Origin of the sequence: Paracoccus sp. P2 (genome assembly GCF_046335115.1) — a bacterium.
In the GTDB taxonomy this organism is placed as follows: Bacteria; Pseudomonadota; Alphaproteobacteria; order Rhodobacterales; family Rhodobacteraceae; genus Paracoccus; species Paracoccus pantotrophus.
Map to the genome: position 1 here is coordinate 63638 of NZ_JBGOSN010000021.1, position 23406 is coordinate 87043.

The window sequence follows — 23406 nt, forward strand, 5'->3', positions numbered from 1 at the left end:
CGGCGGCCCATCTCAGCCCGGCCCGATGTCGACAACGATGACCGAGACATTGTCCGGCGCCCCCGCGGCCAGCACCTGCTGGAGCAGCCGGGCACAGGCGGCATCGGCGGGCGTGCCGGCGGCCAGCGCCGTGCCGGGCCGGGTCTCGCGCAGCGCCTCGGCCAGCGCGGCATCGGCCAGCACATGCGTCAGCCCGTCCGAGCACAGCAGCAGCCGATCCCCCGCCACCAGGTCCAGCGCCGCCAGTTCCGGCGCCGCCCCCGCCCCGACGGCGCGGGTGACGATATTGGCCTGGGGGTGGTCGCGCGCCGCCTCGGGCGCCAGCCGGCCGGCATCGACCAGTTCCTGCACCAGCGAATGATCGCGGGTCAGCCGCGCCAGCCGGTCCTCGCGCAGCAGATAGGCGCGCGCATCGCCGGCCCAGGCCAGCGTCAGCCGCCCGCGCCGGATCACCGCGGCGACGGCGGTGGCGCCGATCACCGCGCCCTCGCTGCGGCCCCGCGCCGCGATCAGCGCATCGGCCGCGGCAAAGCGCGCGGCCAGCGCCGCGGCGGGATCCTCGCCGTCGGCCAGGGTCTCCAGCGCGTCGATCACCCGGTCCGCGGCATAGCCGCCCAGCCGGTGCCCGCCCATGCCGTCGGCCACCGCCCAGACCCGGCCCGAGGGATCGACCAGGATCGCGTCCTCGTTCTGGTCGCGCACCGTGCCGCGATGGGTCAGCCCGGCGCCCCGGACCGACAGGCCGCGCCGGGTGGTGGGACCGTTCACCGGGTGATCCTTTGCGGGCAAGGCATCCTCATCCCGAACAATCGCGCAAGAATTGAAAACATCCTTAGTTTAGCGTAAAATATTCTTTCAGGGATGCAGTTTTTTAAGGTGATTCCCGTGCTGCGGACTGGTCTAGCCATATTGTCCGGTATTTGCCTTCTGGCCGGTTCCGCCCAGGGGCAGGACCTGACCGAGGAGCAGATCCTGCAACGCTTCGAGGCTCAGCGCGAAATGTATCGCGCCACCGTCCAGGGCCAGAAGACGCGCGGTCTGGACATGATTGCCGTCACCCCCAGCGGCGAGCCGGCCCAAGCGGACGCCGCGGCAGGCGAGGGCACCGTGGTCTTCGGCGAGTTCGCGCCCGAGCTTCAGGTCAATATCGCCATCCGCTTCGCCTTCGATTCGGCCAGCATCGCGCCCGACCAGCGCCCGGCCCTGGACAAGATGTGCTCGGCCATGCGGCAATCGGACGTGGCGCTGTTCCGCATCGTCGGCCATACCGACGCCAAGGGCTCGGACAGCTATAACGAAACCCTTTCCAAGCTGCGCGCCGAGGAAGTGCGCCGCTGGCTGGTCCAGGATTGCGGCATCGCCGCCTCGCGGTTGGAGGCGCTTGGCATGGGCAAGCGCTTCCTGGCCAATCCCGCCGATCCGGCCGCGGCCGAAAACCGCCGGGTCGAGTTCCAGGCACTGAGTTGACGCGACGGACCGCCGCGGCAGCGGCGGCATGCCGATGAACACGGGACTTTCGACGGGGCTTTCGACGGGCTGACGAAACAAGGGCGCCATCCAGGTCGCCGCATCGTTCGGGGGAGGCAGGAAAGTGACATTTGCAAGACGCGGCATCCGCCCGCCACGCCCGACCGCTCGTCCGACTGCGCTGATTGCGGCGCTTGCCATGCTGGCCCTGCCCGCGGCGCCGGGGCAGGCCCAGACCGCCAGCCAGATCACCCAGGACAGCTATCAGTCGCCGATGCAGCGGCTGTCCGGTTCGGTGGTGTTCAGCGGCTCGCCGGGCCTGGCCGCGCCCGAGGGCGCGGACCGGCTGTCGATCCAGCTGGCCGATGTCCGGGTCGAGGGCGCCCTGCCGGGCAGCGAGGCCCGGATCGCCGCGCTGCGCCAGCGCGTGGTCGGCAAGCGGATCGCGGTCTCCGAGATCTTCGCCGCCGCCTCGGACCTTGAGGCAGGCTATGTGCGCGACGGCTATGTGCTGGCGCGCGTGGTGATCCCGGCGCAGACGCTGGAGGATGGCGGCGCGCTGCGCCTGACCGTGGTCAGCGGCTTTGTCGAGAAGATCGACACCAGCGCCGCGCCCCCCGGCCTGCGCGCCCGGCTGGACGCCATGACCGCGCCGCTGGTCGACCGCCCCACGCTGCGGCTGCCCGACATCGAGCGGCGACTGCTGCTGGCCGGCGACATGTTCGGCGTCGCACTGGGATCGGCGCTGTCCACCGGCGCCCGGCCCGGCGGCACGGTCATCATCCTGGATCCGCAATTCCGCTCGGTCACGGGCTTCGTCGGGCTGGACAACAGCTTCTCGCGCGAGCTGGGGCGGTGGAACCTCAGCGCCGGGGTCGAGCTGAACAACCAGCTCGGCCGGGGCGAGGTGTTCTACCTGCGCGCCTCGGGCCATCCCAAGCTGGGCGATGACGGATATTTCGGCGATCGGCCGCAATTGCGCACCCTGGCCGGCGGCGCGGTGTTTCCGCTGGGCAATGACGGGCTGACCTTCGGACTCGAGGCGGCCAGTTCCAAGGCGGGACCGGACACAGGCGGCGTGGCCACGGCCTCGGATTTCGACCGGCTGTCCTTCAGGCTGTTTTATCCGGTGGTGCGTTCGGTCAAGCGCAACATCTCGGTCACGGCGGCGCTGGATCTGCAACGCGACCGGCAGGATCTGGAAACCGGCGCGGGCGCCATCGGGCTTTACAAGGACCGCACCCGCGTCCTGCGCCTGACCGGCGAGGGCAACTGGCAGCTTTCCGACCAAAGCGCGCTGCGCATGGCCGCCGTGCTGTCGGTGGGGCTGGACGCCCTGGGCGCGCGCAGCGCCGCCGAGGCGATGCCGGCCATGCCGCTGTCGCGCGGCGGCGCGGATGCGGATTTCCGCAAGCTGGAGCTGTCCTTCCGCTATGACCGCGACTTCCGCCAGGACTGGAGCCTGGCGCTGTCAGGGCAGGCGCAGACCGGCTTCGGCGACCCGCTGCTGTCCAGCGAGCAATTCGGCATCGCCTCGACCGAGGGGCTGTCGGCCTTTGACCTGGGCAGCCTGTCGGGCGATTCCGGCTGGTTCCTGCGCGGCGAGGTGGCGCGGCATTTCCCGGCGCAGGGCTTCGGGCACCCGCTGGTGGTCAGCCCCTATGTTTTCGCCGCGGTGGGCGCGGTCCACCTGGAAAACCCCACGGCCATCGAGGCTGCGCGCATCGAGGCCAGTTCGTTCGGCATCGGCGTCGATCTGCGGCTGATCCGCGATCCCAGCTATTCCTCGGCGCTTATCAGGTTGGAATACGGCAAAGGGAACAGGGACGATGGCCAGGAAGATCCCTCGCGTTTCACGATCGTCAGCTCGTACCGGTTCTAATCCCGGCCGCCGGCTCTGGGCGGCGCTGCTGATGTGCAGCGCATTGGTGCCCGGGCCGCTGGCGGCCCAGACCCTGCCCAGCGGGCCGAACGTGGTCGGCGGCAGCGCCAGCGTCAGCACGCCGAACCCCGGCGCCATGCGCGTGGACCAGCTGAGCGACCGCGCCATCATCGACTGGACCAGCTTCAGCATCGGCGCCGGCGGTTCCGTCCGGGTGCATCAGCCGGGGCGTGACGCGGCGCTGCTGAACCGCGTGACCGGCGACAGCCCGACCCGCATCGACGGCTTTCTGGGCGCGAACGGCCAGGTCTTCGTCGTCAACCGCAACGGCATCCTGGTCGGGCGCGAGGGGCGCATCGCCACGGCGGGCTTCGTCGGCTCGACGCTGGACATCTCGAACGAGGATTTCACCGCCGGCCGGCTGCGCTTTTCCGGCGACCGGCCCGGCCGCGTGGAAAATCGCGGGCGCATCGACATCATCCCCGGCGGCTATGCCGCGCTCTTGGGCGGGCGGGTCGCCAACAGCGGCACGATCCGCGTGCCGCTGGGCACGGTCGGGCTGGGCGCCGGGCGGCGGGCGGTGCTGAACCTTTCGGGCGACAATTTCCTGTCCGTGGCCCTGCCGCCCGCCGAGGATGGCGAGGCCATGGCGCTGGTCGAGCAGCACGGCCGGATCTCGGCCGATGGCGGCGTGATCGAGATCGAGGCGGCGACGGCCCGCCATGCCGCGCGCCACGCGATCAACCTGTCCGGCGTGACCGAGGCGCGCACCGTCTCGGGGCGCTCGGGCCGGGTGGTGCTGGGCGGCGGCGACGGCGGCCGGGTGCGCGTGGCGGGCCGGGTCGATGCCAGCGGCGGCCGGCGCGCCGCGGCACCCATCACCGCCGAACGGCCCGCGGCGCGGCCCGAGCGCGGCGGCAGCATCACCGTCACCGGCGCCGAGATCGCGCTGGAGGGCGCGGTGCTGGATGCCAGCGGCACCGGCGGCGGCGGGCTGATCCGGGTCGGCGGCGATTATCGCGGCACCGGCGACCTGCCGCGGGCGCGGCGCACCACGCTGGACGCCGGGACGCGACTGCTGGCCGACGGGATCGGCCATGCCGACGGCGGGCGGATCATCGTCTGGTCCGACGACCACACCCGCTTTGCCGGCGGCGTGTCGGTGCGCGGCGGCGCCGAGGGCGGCGACGGCGGCTTTGCCGAGATCTCCAGCCGCGGCGAACTGGCGATCCGCAGTTCCGACGTGCGGGTCTCGGCCCCCAGGGGGCGGCCGGGCACCGCGCTGTTCGACCCGCAGAACCTGCGCATCGTCGACGAAGAAACATATGACCCCGACGACCCCACGCATGTGCTGGTGACGGACATCTACGGCATGTTGCTGGATGCGGGACATTACATCCTCTCGACCGAGGGCGAGGGCGACGATGCCGGCGACCTGGTGGTCGATACGCCGATGACCCTGACCTTCGCCGCCGGCGCGGCCAGCCACCTGGACCTGCGCGCCGACAACGACCTGCTGGTCAATGCCGCGATGAGCTGGAGCGGGCCGGGCCAGCTGTCGCTGACCGCCGGCGCCGGCCTCACGACCCTTGGCGGGCTGAGCTGGAGCGGCGCCACGGCGCTGAACCTGACCGCGGGCGAAAGCATCGCGCTGGCCGCGCCGGTACAGGGGCCGGCCGGTATGCTGAACCTGCAGGCGCCGCTGGTCACGGCCGGCGCCGGCGTCTCGGTGGACAGCTTCCGCCTGAACGGCGCCTCGCAATGGTGGCAGGTCGCCGCCACGCTGCCGGGCTTTGCGGCGCGCGATTTCGCGCTTTCCGACACCGCGGGCTTCTTGCGCGCCACGGGCGGCGCCGGCACCGCCGCCAGCCGCTATGTCATCACCGATGTCTATGGGCTTCAGGGCATCGGCTCGGCCGGCTTTGCCGGCGCGCATTACGCCCTGGGGGCCGACATCGGCGCGGCGGGCACGGCCGGCTGGAACCTGGGTGCGGGCTTCCGGCCCATCGGCAGCCGCGGCACGCCCTTCTCGGGCAGCCTGGACGGCGCCACGGCGGCGGGCGGGCGCCACGCGATCAGCGGGCTTGCGCAGGTGGTCAGCTCGGGTCCGGGCGGGCTGTTCGGCACCATCGCCGGCGCCACGATCCGGAACCTGCGCCTGCTGGACATCGACCTGGACGCGCAGCAAGGCTTCGCCGCCGTCGCCGGCGGGCTGGTCGGCGAGACGCAGGCGGGCGAGGCACCCAACGTGATCGAGAACGTGCTGGTCACCGGCCGGATCGCGGCCGAGATGGGCGAGGATTCGGTCAGCAGCGCCAGCTTTGGCGGCCTGGCCGGGCTGTTCGGCGACGGCCGCATCACGGATGCGGAATCCCGCGTCGCCCTGGCGCTTTCGGGCCAGGCGGACGGCTGGGGCGACGTGGTCATGGCCGGCGGCCTTGTCGGGCAATCGCTGGGCGGGATGACCGTCACCGGCAGCCGCTATGCCGGCAGCATCGAATCCGGCTTCGACGGGTCCGAGGACAACAGCGAAGGCTTCGCCCCCGCCTCGCGGCTGGGCGGGCTGGTCGGGCTGACCCAGGAGGGCGACAGCATCGCGGATTCCACCGCCGCCGCCGAGATCACCCAGACCGGCAGCGGCAACTGGATCATCGGCGGGCTGGTGGGCGAGAATGCCGCGGACCTGTCCGGGGTCTCGGCAACCGGCACCCTCACCCTGACGCAGGAAGGGGCAGAGACCATCCGGCTGCTTTCCCTGGGCGGACTGGCGGGCACCAGCAGCGGCGCGGTCTCGGATGCCTGGAGCGACGTTGCCATGGATCTCGACACCGCGGGCTATGTCCGGGCCGGCGGGCTGGTCGGGGTGAACCAGGGCACCATCGGCGCCGCCTATGCCCTGGGCGGGCTGGGCCTTGCCCTGTCCGGCCTGCCCGAGGGCGACAGCATCGCCGAGATCGGCGGCCTGGCCGGCGTGAACGAGGGCGAGATCGCCGATGCCTTTGCCGACAATGCAATCAACATCTCGGGCAATGCGCTGGCGGCGGCGGGCGGGCTGGTCGGCTGGAACCTGGGCACGATCACCCGCGCCCGCGCCTCGGGCAGCCTGCTGGTCGCGCTGGACGGCACCGAGGCGCTGGACGGCCCCCGCTCGGCCCTGGGCGGGCTGGCGGGCTGGAACGACGGCAGCATCGCCGATGCCTATGCGCTGGCGCCCGTGACCTATTCCGGCAACCTGCCGGCGACCATCGGCGGGCTGGTCGGCTCGAACGCCGGCAGCGTCGCGCGAAGCCATGCGGCAGGCCGGATCAGTTCCACCGCCGCGCCGGGCCTGCTGCGCCTCGGCGGGCTGGTCGGGGCCAATGACGAAGGCGAGGGCACCGGCAGCACCACCGCCTCGTTCTGGGACCGCGAGGCCAGCGGGCAGCAGCAATCCGCCGGCGGCACCGGCCTGACCACGGCCCAGTTGCAGGACACGGCGGGCTTCATGGCCCGCGCGGCGGGCTGGAGCTTCACGACCACCTGGGCGCCGGGCGGTGACGGCGCCTATCCGCAGCTTTACAGCATCGACCCGGTGCTTTGGGCCGAACCCGCGCCGCTGTCCGCGACCTATGGCGACGCACTACCCACGCCCAGCGGCACGGTGCATGGGCTGGGCCGCTACCTGTTCGGCGACCAGCCCGCGGTCGCAGGGATCTTCAGCCTGCCGGCGGGGGTGCGCAATGCCGGAACCTATCCCGTCCAGACGGCAGGCAGCGTCACCTCGGCCGACGGGACCGGCTATCGCATCGTCGCCTCGGCGGCGAGCCTGACCATCAACCGCGCGCTGCTGACCGTCTCGGCCAACGACCTGAGCAAGACCTATGGCGAGGAGCGGCGGCTATCGGTCGGGGACGCCACCGCGACGGGCCTGCACTACGACGACCGGCTGGCCGCGCTGGACCTGGCCAGCGAGGGCGAGGCGGCCGGGGCCTGGGTCGCCGGCTCACCCTATGTCATCACCGCAGGCGGCGCCCGGATCGACGGCGCGGATGGCGATGCGACCGGCAATTACATCATCACCTATGCCGAGGGCGCGCTGGAGGTCTTGCGGCGCGCCATCACCATCGGCGCGCGCGACGCCGCGGCCCGCTTCGGCACTGCGCCGGTGCTGGACTGGGCGCTGATCGCGGGCAGCCTGGCCCAGGGCGACGCGATCACCGACGTCCTGCTGGCCAGCGACGCCACCGTGACCAGCCCGCCGGGCGCTTACGGCATCACCGCCTCGGACGCGCGGATGCTGGCGGGGGCCGAGGCGAACTATGCCATCACCTATGCCCCCGGCACCTTGCAGATCGTCAGCCCCGGCACGGCCAGGGGGCTGCCGGTCCCGCAGAACACCCTGCCGGGGACGGAACTGCCGAACCCGACGGACGGGCCGGTGCCCTTCCCGATCGCGGCGGCCGGTGCGGCCTCGGTGCTGCCGGACGGGTTGCCGCCGCTCACCTCCGGCCCGCAGGACGACGGGCTGACCCGGTTGGCCGCGCTGTCGGACGAGGTGTCGCAGATGATCGACGCCTGCAGCCAGCACGAGGGCCAGGCCGAGGACATGCTGGCCTGCCTGTCGCGGGCGCTGGACCGCTATTCCAGCGCGCTGGACGAGCTTTCGGCGGAACTGCCGCCCTCGATGCAGACGGTCTCGGCCATCCTGCGCCAGGCCAGCGCGGAAATCGGCGCGGCGCGCAGCCGGGCGATGGACCGCCTCGCCACGGCCGGCAGCGAGGCCGAGCGCCGCGCCATCCGCCGCGACGCCCTGCGCGAGGCCAGCCAGGCCATCGCCGGCGCCCGCGCCGAGATCGTCAAGCAGATCGAGTTGCTGCGGGTCGAAGACCCCGAACTGGCCCGCGCCCATGCCCGGCAGGAGGGGCTGATCCTTGCCACGGTCGAGAAAGCCGATGCCGTCCTGGTGCGCGCGGTCGGGCTTTAGGCCCGCCTCCATCCTGGCGGCCGTTCTGGCGGCGCTGATCGCGGCGCTGCTCATGGCCGCGCAGGCCGCGGCGGCGCCCAAGGTGGCGCTGGTCATCGGCAATGCCGCCTATGCCGGCGTGCCGGCGCTGGACAACCCCGCCAACGATGCCGAGGACATGACCGCGGCGCTGCGCGACCTGGGCTTCCAGGTGATCCTGGGCGTGGACAGCGACCAGGCGCAGATGCGGGCGCTGGTCGGCCAGTTCGGCGCGGCGGCGCAGACCGCCGAGGTGGCGCTGTTCTATTACGCCGGCCATGCCTTTCAGGTCGCGGACCGGAACTATCTGCTGCCGCAGGATTTCCGGCTGGATCGGCTGGACCAGGCGACCGAGCGCACCGTGGCGCTGGACGAGGTGCTGGGGGCGATGGCCAAGGCGCCGGGGGTCAAGATCGTCCTGCTGGACGCCTGCGGCGACAATCCGCTGCGGCTTCCCGGCGCCGGCAGCGGCCTGGCCCGCATCGGCAGCCCCGCCGATTTCCTGATCGCCTATGCCACCCAGCCCGGCGCGGTGGCCTTTGACGGCGCCGGCCGCAACGGCACCTTCACCGAGGCGCTGCTGAGCCATATCCACACCCCCGCCCAGGACATCGGCGAGATGATGATCGCGGTGCGCAAGGACGTGATGGCGCGCACCGGCGGGCAGCAGATCCCCTGGGACGCCTCGGCGTTGACCCGGCGGTTCCGCTTTGCCGACGGCCCGCCCACCGCCTCGCCCGAGACGCTGTTCTACCAGGTCTCGGTCCGCGCCGCCGATCCGGCGCTGCTGCGGCTTTACCTGCAACGCTATCCCAACGGCAGCCATGTCGGCGAGGTGCTGGCGCTGCTGGCGCAGGATCCGGGCCGGGCGGGCCAGGCGCGGCGCAGCATGGGCCCCGAGGCCGAGGGCACGGCGGGCGAGCAGCTTTGGGATCTGGCGCGGCGCAGCCGGCTGAGGCCGCTGCTGGAAAGCTATGCCCGCAGCTATCCCGACGGGCCACATATCGGCGAGGCCCGGCGCATGCTGGCCGAACTCTCCGCCCAGGCCGATCCCGGCCCGGCCCGGCGCTGCGAATTGCTGGCGACCCATCCGCGCGACGGGACCGAGACCACGCCCGGCGTCTCCTACGAGCTGCTGGCGCAGAACGCCGTCGCGGCGATGCGGGCCTGCGACGAGGCCAGCCGCCTTCACCCCCGGCAGGCGAAATATGTCGCGCTGCTGGCGCGGGCGACGGCGGCCGCCGGCCTGCGCGCCGAGGCGGTGGCGCTTTACGAAGCCGCGGCCGGGCGCGGCGACCTGCGGGCCATGGTCAGCCTGGCGCTGCTGAAGGAAACCGGCGACGGCGTGGCCCCCGATCCGGCCGGCGCGCTGGCGCTTTACGAAAGGGCGGCCGCGGCCGGCAGCGCCGATGCGGCGATCAACCTGGCGGTGACGCTTCTGGACGGGGGAAGCGCCCAGGACCAGCAACGCGGCATCGCGCTGATGCAGCAGGCCTCGCAGGCCGGATCACCGATCGCCACCTTCAACCTGGGCGTGCTGGCGCAAGAGGGCCGCTTCGGCGATCCCGGCGACGCCCGGACGCTGTTCGAGCGCGCCGCGCGCGAGGGCGAGCCGCGCGGCCACCGTGCCGCGGCCGTGCTGCTGGACGAGGGGCGCGGCATTCCCCGCGACCCCTCGCGCGCGGCGGTGCAACTGCTGCTGGGCGTCGCCTCGGACGATGGCAGCCTGCTGCGCGAGCTGGCCGAGCAGGGCGGGAACTGGAACCCAGAGACGCTGGGCGCGCTGCAGCGCCGCCTGGCGCGGGCCGGGCTCTACCAGGGTCCGGCGGATGGCGCGCCCGGCCCGGCCCTGAGCCAGGCGCTGGAATCGTGGCGCAACGGCGGCTTCACCGCCGCGGCGCTGTCGGGCTGAGCGGCGCGGAAAGATCGCCCCTCCGGTCGATGCGCCCGGATATCGGCACGAGGCCCCCCGCCGCCATTGCGACGGATCGGGCGGTCCGGGTTTGCGGGCCGGATTTTAGGGGTCTTTCCATGGGGCAGACTCTAGTCGCAACTGGAGGAAAAAGCCCGGGGCAGGTCAAGCCGCCTTTACCTAAAATACCGATATCATGCGCTTCGCAGCCCCGTTGCTGCGAGCGGGTCGCTCGCGATGCAAGCAGAGCGCTGATCTGCCGGCATGGCAGGAAGTCATATGTGGTGCTGTGGCCAACCGACGAGCGAGTCGGAAAGGGCGCCCTGTGACACAAAAGGCAAATCTTCCTGAAACGCCACAAGTCTTTTGAAATTTCAGAGAGTCTTGCTCTGTTCTCCATCCGAATCCTGAACGAATCCAGTGGCTTTGGCTAGCGCGTTTTTCGTTAACTGCCTTTTATTTCACTTCGCACGCGGGTTATCGTGTTGGGGCTGGCAAAGTTCGGAGGTTCACAATTGCTTCGAGGTTGGTTCGCGATCTTGCAGGCCTTGAGGTGATCGGCCGCGCCGTAGTGTATGAAGCGCTCTCCCGATATTGCTTATTGCTCATGCCGTTGCATGTTCCCATCCGATAAATCCACCCAGAAATCGAGGTGGATGCCGCGATAGGGAAATTCGGCGCCTTTTTCAGTATGGTCGATAACCCCCGCATCTGCGAGCGTGATCACGTCCTGATGCACGGCTGGCGCATCGCGCCCGACCCGGCGCGCAAGCTCGTCAATGGACATGACCCCTTGCCCGGCGAGCGCCATGATAACCCTAAGACGAGAAGGTGTGAGAACCCGATGCAGATCCTCGTAGCTGCGAAGATACAGCGCGGGGACCGCTTCGCGGACCTTGGCTGCAACGGCCAGTTCGCCTGCTTCGGTGAAGCCTGCGCGAAAATTGGCCCCCGTGTCCAGATGGATGTTCAGAGTGCTCATTGTGTTCCTGCCAGCATTATCGGGTGCCCCTGGAAATGCTGGTCGGCATTCATCCGATCATGCGGGAGGCAGGTGATTTCCGGTTGGCTTCCAACTACTCGACGCATTCAGGGTCAACCCGCCAAGGCACGCTGCACCGCACCGGGCTCTTTCTCGATCACCCGCAGCAGCGTGGCAGCAGGACCAGAGACGCGACGCTGACCTTGTTCCCATTTTCGATACCCCGAAAGGCTCATCCCCATCAATGGGGCCATTTGCGCCTGTGTCAGCTTCGCCCGCATCCTGACCTCGCGCGGGTCGACCGGCTCGTGCAGGATTGCGGGGCCTTCTCCCTTGGCATGGGCCAGTGCCTCGCCCATGGCCTGGATTAGATCTTCGCCAAACGTGCTCATTTCCTTTCCTTCCATGCAGCCTTCAGCGCCGTGGCCAGCGCGGCCACCGTGCGCTTTTCATCCGGGGTCATGTCGCTTCTCGCGTTCTTGGCATAGGCCAGCAGCGCGTAAAGCGGCATGGTTTCATCCAGATAGTAGTAGATCACCCGAGCACCGCCCCGTTTGCCTCGACCTGAGGCCGCGAACCGGAGCTTGCGCACCCCACCCGTGCCAGGGATCTCATCACCGGCCATGGGGTTTTCGGCCAGAAACTCGATCAGTTCCCGCTTCTCGTCTTCATTGAACAGCTTTTCGGTCTGTCGGGTGAAGATAGGGGTTTCCGCCACTGTCTGCGTGCTTGCATGTAGCCCATCGGGTTACTTATTGCAAGAGGTGCTGTGTAATTTGAGATAAGACCAACGTGATCGTTTCTGCCAAGCAAGTCATTGCCGCTCGGACATCAGGCCAAGCGCGTCCCACATCCAGCTGAAATCATAGTTTGCCATCGGCGTGCCCGGCTGACGCGCGCTGCCGTTTTCCAGATGCTTCAGCCAATCGACCACCTTCTTTCTGCCCGCAGCACTGCGCACGGCCTGTCGCGGTGTCTTGTCGCCCAGCACGGGAACCGGTTGGTCAAGGATTGCGTGATAATGGTTGTCCAGAAACTCCGCCAGCACCTCCCGCGCCAGTTCCGGGGGCAGGTCTTCGCCATCACTCTGTCGGCCGTCGCCTTGCGATTGCTGGTCACGCATCACCTGCTGCGCGGTCTGGATCGCTGTCAGTGGAGGACGAAGCAGCTTGCCGGCCACCGCCTGGATCATGGCCTTGCCGCGTTCTGCACGCTCTCGCGAATTTACGTTCAGGAGCAGAGCTTTGCCCTTCAGCGTGATCGTCCCCAGCACCGTACCACCGTCGACAAAGCTGCCGATCACCAGTCCGCCGCTCTTGCCTGGTTTGCGACGCGTCGTCGCCGCCAACCAGTCCCAGGTCTTTGCCCCGCAGGACTCCAGCTCTGGCATGCGGTCCAGCATGTCGGCGATCTGTGCCTGCTGCACGCCCTTGGTAAAGGGGAAACGCAGCTCGCAGAACAGCAGATCATCGCCATCGGTGTTGGTCAGGTCCGGCATCTGTGGATCGAGAAGACCGGGTAATTGGCTGAAGAGCCAGGCATTGGAAAACAGCGGTGCGCAGCCCTGCAGCTTCTCGGGCACCAGCTTCGGATCCTGCCCGCGCTTCAATTTCAACACCTGCCGGAGCCCGTCGAAGAGCAGTTCCGAGGCGGCAGCAGGGTAGATCAGCAATCCGCCGGAGATCACATGATGATCGCCAACTGGCACCACGCGGGCGGCAATGCGGTCCCAGATGTTCAGAGACTGCGTGGCGCTGTGTTCGGTGACGGTCACTGGTGCCGTCCCGGCGATAAGGTCACGCAATTTCATGCTCTGACCCGGGATCACCTCGGATACCTCGTAGAGGCTGGCCCAGGCATCACGCAACCCGAGCATGTATTCCCGAGCTGCGGCGCCTTCGCGACCTTTTCCTCGTGCGAGATAGGCATCAACCACCGAGAGCCCATGTTTGCCATAGCGACGGGAAATGAAATCCTCGAACGCACAGCCCCAAAGCGTCCAGGGCAGTTGCTCGCCGAGAAGTTCCGCCAAGTCTTCGAAGTCGATCTCGAATTCTTCGAGCGCAGGCAGAAGGTGCTCATCCACCACCTTGGCTAAGCGCGGGCGCCAGGTGGCATCGGTTTCGGCGAAGCGGATCAGGCCGCTGAGATCGTGGGAATCCTTCAAGCGCACCTCCTGTTTCGTTGCCGCGTGATAGGAAACCAAGGCAGGGTGGACAAGGGCACAGCCGCTCGGGCTCAGCGGTTCAAGGTGGCGAAATCAACACGATCCGCGAGAACGGCCGAGGCTGGCGGGAAGATTGCCCCGCGGCCAGGGCTCGGAACGAGACCCATGACGCCGGCCACGACGCAAAATGGGCGTGCAGGTCGATCATTGACGGATCCCGCCAGGAGAGTTCAACCTTGCCCCCATGGGTCTCAGTTTCATTTCAGCTCAGGCCTTCTCTCCACAAAATGGGTTGTAGGGACGGGGCTGGCAGCGATGCAGGTTGAAAATCTCCGCAGCATGATGTATATGTTCATGCATATACATATGCACAGGAGGGGCGATCATGCCGCGACCGCAGCCACATTCAGAGCCTCGTGAAGCCAAGCTCTTCCGTAACAACAAGAGCCAGGCCGTCCGCATTCCCGCAGACTTCGAGATGCCGGGGGATCGGGTGAACATCTATCGTGATGGGAACCGACTTATCATCGAGCCGGTGCGCCGCAAGAACCTGCTTGAAGTGCTGGCCGGACTAGACCCGCTCGGACCAGAGGATCAGTTTCCTGACGTTGACGAGACGCTTCTCCCGGCCAGGGAAATCGACCTTTGACCCTCTACATGCTCGACACCAATATCGTCTCCGATCTGCTGCGACATCCTGACGGCAGCGCGGCAAAGCGCATTGCCGAGGTCGGCCCGGATGCGATCTGCGTCAGCATCATCACAGCCGCAGAGCTGAGATATGGGTGCGCCAGGAAAGGGTCTGCGAAACTCCTGGCGCATGTCGAAGCGATACTGGAAAGCGTGCAGATTCTGGCGCTCGATGTGCCTGCTGACGCGGAATATGGCAGCATTCGTGCCGAGCTTGAGGCCGCTGGCAAGCCCATTGGTCCGAACGATCTGCTGATCGCAGCTCATGCCTGCGCCGCAGGCGCAATCCTCGTGACTGACAATACGGGCGAGTTTTCCCGCGTTCGCGGCCTGCGGGTTGAAAACTGGATCAGGTAGCCGATGAACGAAGACTGTCGTGAGCGCAGCGTCGGAATGGGCGAGGTTTCATTGAACATTGCTACTCTCCACGCCACTTCTGACAGATACTATTCCATGGCATATCCGAGCGCACGGTAGCCTTTTCGCCGCTTGGCGGCCATCCTCGCGAGAACCGGGACAGCGCTGTCGACATAGTCGACCACCAGGACATCTCTCTTCTCGCCGTGCTGCCGATGTAGCCTGCCGACATACTGCGCCAGCGTACCTTTCCACGCGATTGGCATCGTCAGAAACAGGGTATCAAGACGCTTGTCATCGAAACCTTCGCCGATGTAACGCCCCGTGGCGAGAATCAAACGCTCGTCCTCATCGGCAACATTCAACGCGGAATACGCGGCCTTCCGGTCCTTTGCGGACATGCCGCCACGAAGGACAACGATATTCTTGGCAAACCGGGCGAACCGTCGCTGAAGGTAATCGAGGTGATCCTTCCGCTCGGTCAGTACGATCGGCGACCGCTTGGCCTCCAGCGATTTCAGCACATCGTCAAAGATCAGATCATTTCGGGCCTCGTCTTCCGCCAAAGCGGCATAGATCGCGGGAATTGACGGGCGCTCGGCCAACGCGAGAGCCTCTGGCAATCGAAATCTTGTATGACGCTCACGGGCCCGATGGTGAATGCCGCTTTCGGCAGCCTGTAATTTGGCACTCACCTGATGGCGCACCGGACCACATTGCATGAAGATGATCGGGTGATGCCCGTCTTTTCGGGCGACGGTTGCCGACAATCCGGTGACGTAGCGCGCCTTCGATCTGCGGGCGACAAGCTCGAAGCTTGCAGCGGACAGGTGATGGCACTCATCGACGACAAGATGGCCATATTTGCCAACGATATCGTCAACTTCACCCTTGCGAACCAGGCTCTGGATCAGCGCCACGTCGATCACACCGGTAGGTTTGCGCTTTCCGGCACCGATGGTGCCGATCTGCTTCGGGTCGATCTGTAGAAAGGACCCAAGGCGCTCGACCCACTGGCTGAGGAGTTCACGGCGATGGACCAGAACCAATGTATTGCGAGCGCGATGCGCGATCAGCGCCGAGGCCACGACGGTCTTTCCGAATGCGGTCGTGGCGGCGAGCACGCCTGTATCGTGCTTGGCCAATGCATCAAACGCGCGCGATTGCTGCTGGCGAAGTTCGCCACGGAAGCGAACCGTCTCTGGCAAACAAGTTCCATCTTCGCGCAAATCGTCCAGATCGGCTGTCGCTCCGTGATCGGAAAGGAGCCCGATCACTTCATCGAGGCAGCCGCGCGGCAGGGCGACGTGTCGGGGGTGCAGTTCGGCACAGGATACAATTCGCGGCTTACCAAATGTCGGTAGCCGCATTGCTTGTGCGCGATAGAATTCCGGGTTCTGGAACGCCGCCAATCGCACCAACTGAGCGATCATAGCGGTCGGCAGATCCGACCGGTCGATATAGATCTGATCGGCGATCGTCACCTTGATGGTCTGCGGAAGGGCCACACCGAGGCGTCGTCGCGTGCTGCGGCGCGACGGGGGCATCTTCCAAGGCTCGTCCGCCTGCTCGTCATCCACCGGCATTCGCACACCCAGCACCCGCCCGGAGAGCTCTGCCGCTTCGACGTGCTCGGTCACCGCCGCCAGGGACATTCTCGGCAAGGACGACAAATGGGCCCACTGATCCCCATATGGCCGCATGTCTGAGTCGACAAAGACGCTGTTGCCCGCCTTGCGCGCCCCGCTCTGGAGCGGCAGCGCGATCAGGTTGCCAAAGCCGCCAAGTGGCTTGGTATCCTGGTTTGGAAACAGTCGATCATAGGATGCGAAGCCGATTTCCGGCCGTCTTTCCATCGTTTCGGTGATCAGGACCGATCCGAGTTGACGTGCCAGACGAGCAGGTATCGGTTCGGAGAAGAATATCCAGATATGACCGCCATTCCCTGACCTCGATCGTTCCAACGCTGCGGGGATTCCCTTTGCCCGGCAGGTTTCGAGCAACGCAATGGCATCTTCCGCCCATGATGCCTTGTCAAAATCCGCCGCCAGGAACCAGCATGTATCCGCTGGCAGGAGCGGATAGACACCGGCGACAAAATCTCCGTTTCGGGCACCATCGCCGCGCAGGTGTTTTTCGATGATCGCATCATCGGGTGGGATGAAGCTCTGGTGGGGGCAATCACTGCATTTCACCGCCGGCTTTCCGCATACCCCTCTCACCCACTCATTGAAGCAGGCGGGTGAGTAGCCGGATCGACCAGTTTTTCTGTTCTCCCATCGTAAAGGGAATACATCGCTGCGCCCCGCAAAAAGAGACCGAAACAGATCGATCTTCTCCTGCGAGGATGAGCTATTCACCACAGCGGCACCCTCAAGCGTCACCTGTTCCGTCCGAGTTTGCTCAACAGCATCCAGTTGCCGCTCGAGCGCTTCCAACTCGCCCTGCAACGCAATTCGCTCGGCCTCAAGGCGGGACAATCGGTCCCGAACGCGCGAGATTTCCGCCGTTATGCTGCCGGCATTCATCAAGCAAACCCCTCGCGCGACATATCCTGCCCACCATGTCATCGCAGACAGGATGGATCGCTGTGGCCGGATGGGCAACTATCCACATGGGCTTTTGCCCGCTCAACCAGTGCCGCCATGCAAGAATGACTGACAGTAACCCCGGTCAGTCCCCGCTTCCGCCGGTCACGATACAGCGCACCCCCAACGGCCCGAGCCGCGATCAGCAGCCGCGAAACTCTGACCCTGTTCGCACGAGCGACGGTCTGGATGGGGGTGCGAATTGCCTGTCCACCTGATGGCGGCTTGCCTGCGCTGCACCAGTCATCGAGAAAGGATTCGAGCGTCGCTGCCGAAAACCCGACCATCCTGTCGTTGAAGCGGTAATCGGGGACCAGCAGCCCGTCGCCGATCAGCCCCCGCACGACATCCACGCTGACGCCAAGATGGCGCGCGGCATCCTGGGCGTTGAGCACGTCCTTCAGCTTTGGTGCGAGATCGGCAATCAGGTCGGGATCAACCTCGGAACTGGCCCCGATCCCGACCCTGAGGCCGTATTGGGCCTTCAGCACCTGCACGGTGATCTTCAGCCCGATTCCGTGACGGTTGCAGAGCGAACGCAGGGTCTTGGGCTCGACCCCGCGTGTGCGGATGCCGAACACCTTTTCCTGACCTGTGAAGCGGAAGGTTTCCCCAACATATGCTGCCAGCACCGCACAGATGGGCCTGTAAGCGGGTTGATCCTTTCGGAAATAGAATTCGTTGAACGCGCGGCCAAAGGCGTTGTGGTAATCGTTGCCCCGCCGGCCATGACCGATATGCGTGCGCAGGAAATCCTTGATCGCCGCCGGTCCTTCGATCAGCACCTCGGCCCCGAGATGCCCATGCTCGCGACGCTCATCGGCAGATATGCCTTTCCAGTCGCCTTGGGGGCCACGCATGGCCATAGCCCCGAAGACTTCGGCGGTGTGGATCGCGACATCGAGTTGCACATCATCGATCCAGCGCCTGGAGTGCACACCGTCCAGCCTCTCAGTGATATAGCGCTCCAGCGTGGTCGGTCGACCTGGTTGCCAGGGCGCCGCCCGAGCTGCGACCAGCTTTGGAATCAAAGGCGACAGGTCCTGCTGCATCCGTGCCGCCTTGCGGGGCAGGACCGTCATGAGACGGAGACCGTGCTCGGCACAGACATGGTTCGCGTCGATCAGCCAATCCGTCCGGCCCAGGCAGGCAGATCGAAGATCGCCATCGGCCAATCCCCCCAGACAGGCCGGGCAGAACCGATAACGATCCGGGGCGCACTGAACCTTGTTGCTTGGATCGGCGCCGAGTTGCAGACGCCGCGGATTGCTGGCGTCCAGGGCGCCACGAACAAGCGCCTGCGGATCACAGCCCGTATATCTGGCAAGGTTCTCGACGCTGTGCCTGTCGCCCATCAGCAGGGCTCGAAGGTCCAGATCGAAGAGGTGGACCAATGCCGCCAGGGATGACAGGCCTGACAGCCGGGCAATGCGGTATCCGTAGGAGGCGATGGTCTCGCGGGCATGCGGGGCGGGAAAGATCATCTTACCGCCTCCCCCTTGGTTTTCGCGACCGCCCCTTGGGACCCGTCGGGGGATCGGGCTCCATCGGTGATCGCCCTGTGTTCAGGCTCCGGAAATCCGGCACCAGGAACGGGTTCCGACCAGCGACCTCCCCAGTGCGCTCGGCATAAAACCGTGCGAAATCCTTCCCGCCCAATGCGGGCGTTCCATCCGCCAGGGCGCGGGTGATCGCGCCGATGATCAGTTCGACCACGATGCCGAACTGTTCGCGCCCGGCATGGAGAAGCCGGGGCACGAACTCCATATCCGCCAGATCCGGCGCCAGCGGCAGATCCGCAAGCCCGGCGTAGCGGGCGACCAGTTCTGCAACATCGTCGCAGGCATCGAACTCGGTCACCGGAAGAAAGCGGGTGATGAAGAAGCGGCGGGACAGTTGTGGATCCTGGGTCAGCAAATCATGCAGTTCCGGTGTCCCGCTGACGACCAGGTTGGTCGGCCAGTCCGGGATCTGCATGAGGCTCTTCAGGGCATTGATCACGCCCGCCTTCTCGACCTCCGAGCCTCGGCCACCCAATTCCTGGCCTTCATCGAGGTGGATCAGCCAGCATTTCCGCAGGTGCAGGTGAAAATTGACCAGTTCCCACATGCGCGACGCCGTGGTGTTGCTCTGGATCTGGAAAGCCAGGGCATGCAGGATCGCGCGTGCGAGGTCTTTCTGGGTGGCAGGCGTCGGCACCCGAATGGAGATCCAGCGGAACTCGCCAGATTCGGCGTCCGCAGCATCAATCCGGCGCAGGATCCGCTGGATGGCAGTGGTCTTGCCGCTGCCGGATTCCCCGATGACCGCGATCCCGCGTCCCTCGGCAGACAGGCCAAGATCCAGCTCGGCCTGGCGTTTGTCCATAATCTCGCGGAAAAGCAGCCGCACGGTTTCGTAGCCCGGATGGGCCACGAAATGCTTGCGTAGGGAAACGGCGATCCGCGCGACCTGATCGGGTGGCGTGTGATGCTCACTCGTCATCTTCGAACCTCCAGCCCTTGCGCGTCGGCGGCGTGTCATCCGCAGGAGGGTCCTCCGGTGCGGGCGGTGCATCGGCATCATCCGCCCCGCTGCCCCCGACCTCGAACCCGCCCTGCAGCCAATCCGAACTGGTCTGGGCCTGACCGACCGAGTTTGTGGGCAGCAGGTGCAGGCCAAGACCGAGTGTCTGTTCCGCCCTGTCGATCTCCTCGGTGGTGAACGTCATACGCCCAAGCTGCGCCGCGTTGGCCGCCTCGGTCGAAAGCAGATCGAGCCGGCGCAGCCCGTCATGGAAGATTTCGGCGGAGATTCCCGCGCGTTCGCGGTTGTGATCCATGACGGTCTTGGCAAACGCCGACCACTGGTAGAAGGAGACGCCCGAGAGCGCTCCGGACAGGTCATGGGCGGGATACCAGGTTCCGCCGACCTCGACCGCGATCCAGCCAAGGTCCAATGGATCGAACCGCAGCCGAGCCTTGTGCTGATGGCTGTGCTTGCGGGCATCGCGCAACTGGTCGCAGGCGAAATCCGCGCCGAACACCCGCACACCCCGACCGGAAATGCTGCGTTCCAGCTCAATGCCGAAGATCGCCCGGCGATCCATCGCATCGACCGGGGCCGGAAGGCCATATTTGGCCACCAGCCGGTCCCAGCAATCGGCAGGGGTCTCACCCTGAAGCCCGGCGTGAGGGCGCTGGTGATAGACGTCCACGATATAGGTCACGAGCGCCGCCAACAGATCCTGATCGGTGAGCGAGGCTTCCGCCTCCGCATCGTAATCGCCCCGCTGCTCGGGGTTCGAGAACGTCCGGCCACGAAACCGGCTGACGAAATGCGTCGCAAAGGTCCCGAACAGGCGTTCGATGCGAGACCGGAGCTTGGCCACACCGCCGGGTGGATTGATCAGGCGGGCCAGCAACCCGGCGCTGGTGATCTTGAAATCATCGCTGACGAAGGCTGAGCCCATGTCGGCTGCGACGGTCTCAGGCCGCCCACCCTGGTGCCAACCGTGACGACAGCCAAGGCCAACCGCGATAGCCGTCTTGTCGATCGTCACCGTTTCCAGCGTGCGGATTGCCGCTTCCGAGCTGGTCGATCTGGACAGGGTGAGACCGACGACGCAACGCGTGGCGCAGTCGATGGCGACGCAGATGACAAGGCGTATCACTTCGAGGGCCGCGATCTGCTGCGTCGTCAGCCGGTCGAGAAGACCGGCATTGGAAACCCATGTCATGAGGTCGACATCCCATTCGTCGATCTCGACCCGTTCCATGGGCCGCAGGACCTGCACGCCGTATTCGATGATCGCGAATTTCTTGTTGGCGGCATCGACACCCCACCGTTGCAGGTAGGTCTCGTAGGGGTCCATCCGCTTGATTGCGCGATAGACGGTGGAGCGGGATGGCGGCCGGAGTTCGGGCAACCCCTGCTCAGCACGGTCGCGGTTGAAATCCGCGTAGAAGTTGGTCGCGCGCTCGTGGATCTGATCGATGGTCGGGCGCAGCGGCGAGGCGTATTCCGCGATCAGCGCATCAAATGCCGCAAGCTCGCCGGGCAGCATCTGGCCTCTGCCTCCGCATCGATGCGTCTGAGGCACCAGAGCCATGATGCTGAAGCCGCTTCTTTCGTAGGCGCGTGTCCAGGTCAGCAACGTCTTGGCGCAAGGCGGCGTTCGAGAGGTTTCCATACGCCCCGCGCGCTTGAACCGTTTGCGAAAGCGCTTGCGGATATGACTTTCTACGGCAGCGATGACTGCTGGCAGAATGGTGTTGACCGAGGCCTCGTTTCGCCTGGCCAGCCCAGCCTTGATGCAGCGCAGCAGCTCCTCGACGAACAATAGTCGCCACAGCGCGGTCTCTTGCTTGCCCTCGGGAAGATCTCGAAAATATTCGGGGAGTCCGTCAAGGTTGCGCTCCGCGGCTGTGCGTGCCGCCCCCAGCGGAATGTAGCGAAACCGCGGGCTGCGCAGCAGTTCCTCCAGCTCGCCATGGCTGATGCTGCGTGCAGGGTGCGGTGGCGCTGTTCCGATCAGCACGATCCCTCCGGGCTCATGCGATGCAAGCCGATATTCCACGCCATCAAGGATGACGAGATCGAGAAGCTTGAAATTGCTGTGTTTCATGGTGTGCTCTCAAGCCAAGATCATATGGGTAAAGGCGGGGATCATCGGCGCGCCGAGTTCCCTGGCATGCTCGATCAGGTGCGTCGTCGGGGCGTGCGGCACGACCTTTGGCCGGGGAATATCTGCATCGGTGAACAGCAAGACCCGCGTCGCGAAGGATCTGGGCAGTTGCGAGGCAATGAGCCTCAGGGTGTCCTCGAAGCGGTATTTGCGAACACGGGCCAGTGGGCGCACGGCGACGGCAATCGCATTGCCGTCGGTCAGGAGGGCGCGAAAGTCGAAGTGATGGACGGCGGGCCTGCCCCGTGCGTCGCAGTACCGGATGACGGGCGGCTGCGCCTGAACTTCCCGGATGTCCGAGTTCGCGACCAACTGGTCCCAGCAATGGGCTTCCAGCCCGGATTCGAGCCGGCTGATGACAGGACACGGCAAGAAAGACCGAACATCGACGACCTGCACGCGGGCGCTCGCTTTCGAGCGCGCCGGAATGGTCCGGCTGGCGGGTGCCAGCACGGGAAAACGAAAGAAGGGGTTCATGTCACATCCCTGGCAATAGTTTGTCAGGTGACCGCCCGCGGGAACGGGCAATCACGGCGGATGCAGGCACTGCGCAACCATCGACCGAAGCGAGTGGCGCCGGTCATTGACTTTGCGTGCGATTTTGGGGATGCTTGGCGTACCGGGTGCGTTAGATTCGGTAAACCTAAGCAGGGCTCTGAAAGTTGGCGCTTTCGGAGCCTTTCGCTTTTAACTCTTCATGGTGCCCTCCTGTTCGTAGCGATCAGGCCAGATGTTTTCGGGGGTGGTATCAAGCTTTTCCGCTATCGCACGTTGGATTTTCTGAGACCGCCGATGCCCTTGCGACACAAGGCTTACCGAAGCAGGAGTTTTGCCCAGTTCGCGAGCAATGTCGCTGAAGCTGGTTCCGGCCAGCCGCAAGCGTGCCCGGATCATCTCGTGGCAAAATTCATCGTCCATCCCTGCACCTATACCGTGTCAGTGAGTGACCAGCACATCTAGCCCAAACGGATTATGGCAGAGAACGAATCATTTTCCTAGCTAAAAACCTTGCTAGCGCTTTGATTTCCTGATCTAATTTTTTACAGATTGTTTTTTGTTAGATCGGGGAAGCCCAGTCGCACGCTTAGCTTGACGGCTTGCGCTCTGTATTAAGTGCGGTTGTCAGGACATCGACGATCAACTGCTCAACTTCGTTCAGCCGCATCTGGCGTTCGTAAGCCAGGCGCTCGACGAGCGTCGCAATGGCCGGGTCGCGCGGCCCGTACAGTGCCCAGTCTCGAATGGATGCAGCGTCAGGATGTGGGTGTGCAGAGGTGATGGCCATAGCCCTTTAATACCCGATGTGGACGCGTGGGTCGAGAACAAGCGCTTCTGCGTTGCCATTGCCTTCGAGTAACAAAGCGCAAAGGCAGCAACCAAATGACGCCAGATCATGCAGCCGAGCCAAAGCTAGCACCTTCATCGCTGCCGCCGTTTCCCTCACAACCTCACAGCAGCCACGATTCCGGCGACCTCAGTGCTGGCCCCTTTCGCTGAACTCAGCCTCGACCGCACCGATAAGCTCCACCATGGAAAGCCCCAGACCTTGGCACAGTCCATGAATGGTCGCCAAGCTGGGTTGATGTCGGCGGCTTTCCAGAAGTGAGACATATCTGTCAACGGCGGTGCAATATCCGGCCACGCGGCGGAGTAAAATCCGGCCACGCGGCGGTGACCGGCGCCATGGCGCGCGCGCTTACCAGATAGCTGGCGC

The 23406-nt window shown here is 65.9% G+C and carries 18 protein-coding genes; 6 read left to right on the forward strand and 12 right to left on the reverse strand.

The window, feature by feature from the left end; translation table 11 throughout:
- Positions 1 to 12 precede the first annotated feature (12 nt).
- A complete protein-coding gene (locus tag ACDP63_RS14500; RefSeq protein ID WP_028710312.1) occupies positions 13 to 768 on the reverse strand; it encodes a PP2C family protein-serine/threonine phosphatase in 756 nt (251 codons plus the stop codon).
- A 117-nt stretch (positions 769 to 885) separates the two neighbouring features.
- On the opposite strand from ACDP63_RS14500, the gene ACDP63_RS14505 reads away from it, so the two are divergent.
- The 4 genes from ACDP63_RS14505 to ACDP63_RS14520 all read left to right on the forward strand — a co-directional run bounded on the left by ACDP63_RS14505 (position 886) and on the right by ACDP63_RS14520 (position 10242).
- Positions 886 to 1467, forward strand: coding sequence for an OmpA family protein (locus tag ACDP63_RS14505; RefSeq protein WP_036747420.1), 582 nt, complete (start codon positions 886 to 888; stop codon positions 1465 to 1467).
- A gap of 124 nt (positions 1468 to 1591) precedes the next feature.
- Complete coding sequence (locus ACDP63_RS14510; protein ID WP_409928141.1) at positions 1592 to 3349, forward strand: ShlB/FhaC/HecB family hemolysin secretion/activation protein; 1758 nt, start codon at positions 1592 to 1594, stop codon at positions 3347 to 3349.
- Between the two features lie 31 nt (positions 3350 to 3380).
- Positions 3381 to 8312 (forward strand): MBG domain-containing protein, encoded by a 4932-nt coding sequence (locus tag ACDP63_RS14515; protein ID WP_024844284.1) that lies wholly within the window; start codon positions 3381 to 3383, stop codon positions 8310 to 8312.
- Positions 8281 to 10242, forward strand: a complete 1962-nt coding sequence (locus ACDP63_RS14520; RefSeq protein WP_024844285.1) for a caspase family protein — start codon at positions 8281 to 8283, stop codon at positions 10240 to 10242. The genes ACDP63_RS14515 and ACDP63_RS14520 overlap by 32 nt, the downstream gene beginning before the upstream one ends.
- A gap of 598 nt (positions 10243 to 10840) precedes the next feature.
- Here ACDP63_RS14520 and ACDP63_RS14525 read toward each other — a convergent pair.
- The 4 genes from ACDP63_RS14525 to ACDP63_RS14540 form a co-directional block, all read right to left on the reverse strand.
- Complete coding sequence (locus ACDP63_RS14525; RefSeq protein WP_028710950.1) at positions 10841 to 11224, reverse strand: hypothetical protein; 384 nt, start codon at positions 11222 to 11224, stop codon at positions 10841 to 10843.
- Between the two features lie 113 nt (positions 11225 to 11337).
- Positions 11338 to 11616: a helix-turn-helix domain-containing protein gene (locus ACDP63_RS14530; protein ID WP_036765876.1), complete on the reverse strand. Its 279-nt coding sequence runs from the start codon at positions 11614 to 11616 to the stop codon at positions 11338 to 11340.
- A complete protein-coding gene (locus ACDP63_RS14535; protein WP_028710952.1) occupies positions 11613 to 11942 on the reverse strand; it encodes a type II toxin-antitoxin system RelE/ParE family toxin in 330 nt (109 codons plus the stop codon). Before ACDP63_RS14535 ends, ACDP63_RS14530 begins: the two co-directional genes overlap by 4 nt.
- A gap of 96 nt (positions 11943 to 12038) precedes the next feature.
- Complete coding sequence (locus tag ACDP63_RS14540) at positions 12039 to 13391, reverse strand: hypothetical protein (RefSeq protein WP_028710953.1); 1353 nt, start codon at positions 13389 to 13391, stop codon at positions 12039 to 12041.
- Positions 13392 to 13776: 385 nt separating this feature from the next.
- Here ACDP63_RS14540 and ACDP63_RS14545 point away from each other — a divergent pair, with 385 nt between their 5' ends.
- Both ACDP63_RS14545 and ACDP63_RS14550 read left to right on the forward strand, forming a co-directional pair.
- A complete protein-coding gene (locus ACDP63_RS14545) occupies positions 13777 to 14040 on the forward strand; it encodes an antitoxin (RefSeq protein WP_028710954.1) in 264 nt (87 codons plus the stop codon).
- On the forward strand, positions 14037 to 14438 hold the full coding sequence (locus ACDP63_RS14550; RefSeq protein WP_197029493.1) for a type II toxin-antitoxin system VapC family toxin: 402 nt from the start codon (positions 14037 to 14039) through the stop codon (positions 14436 to 14438). Before ACDP63_RS14545 ends, ACDP63_RS14550 begins: the two co-directional genes overlap by 4 nt.
- Positions 14439 to 14527: 89 nt before the next feature.
- Here ACDP63_RS14550 and ACDP63_RS14555 read toward each other — a convergent pair whose 3' ends face one another.
- From ACDP63_RS14555 to ACDP63_RS14585, 7 genes are all read right to left on the reverse strand, one after another.
- Entirely contained in the window at positions 14528 to 16966 is a 2439-nt protein-coding gene (locus tag ACDP63_RS14555) for a TOTE conflict system archaeo-eukaryotic primase domain-containing protein (RefSeq protein WP_028710956.1), read from the reverse strand.
- Positions 16967 to 17004: 38 nt separating this feature from the next.
- Complete coding sequence (locus ACDP63_RS14560) at positions 17005 to 18510, reverse strand: TniQ family protein (protein ID WP_114669424.1); 1506 nt, start codon at positions 18508 to 18510, stop codon at positions 17005 to 17007.
- Between the two features lies 1 nt (position 18511).
- A complete protein-coding gene (locus ACDP63_RS14565; protein WP_167521790.1) occupies positions 18512 to 19510 on the reverse strand; it encodes an ATP-binding protein in 999 nt (332 codons plus the stop codon).
- Positions 19500 to 21632 carry a transposase gene (locus ACDP63_RS14570; protein WP_114669426.1) on the reverse strand — a complete coding sequence of 711 codons (2133 nt, stop codon included), beginning with the start codon at positions 21630 to 21632 and terminating at the stop codon, positions 19500 to 19502. The genes ACDP63_RS14565 and ACDP63_RS14570 overlap by 11 nt, the downstream gene beginning before the upstream one ends.
- A 9-nt stretch (positions 21633 to 21641) precedes the next feature.
- On the reverse strand, positions 21642 to 22169 hold the full coding sequence (locus ACDP63_RS14575) for a hypothetical protein (protein WP_147277982.1): 528 nt from the start codon (positions 22167 to 22169) through the stop codon (positions 21642 to 21644).
- Positions 22170 to 22379: 210 nt separating this feature from the next.
- Positions 22380 to 22610, reverse strand: a complete 231-nt coding sequence (locus tag ACDP63_RS14580) for a transcriptional regulator (protein ID WP_409928142.1) — start codon at positions 22608 to 22610, stop codon at positions 22380 to 22382.
- 166 nt (positions 22611 to 22776) lie between these two features.
- Positions 22777 to 22977 carry a hypothetical protein gene (locus ACDP63_RS14585; protein WP_379029856.1) on the reverse strand — a complete coding sequence of 67 codons (201 nt, stop codon included), beginning with the start codon at positions 22975 to 22977 and terminating at the stop codon, positions 22777 to 22779.
- Positions 22978 to 23406 lie beyond the last annotated feature (429 nt).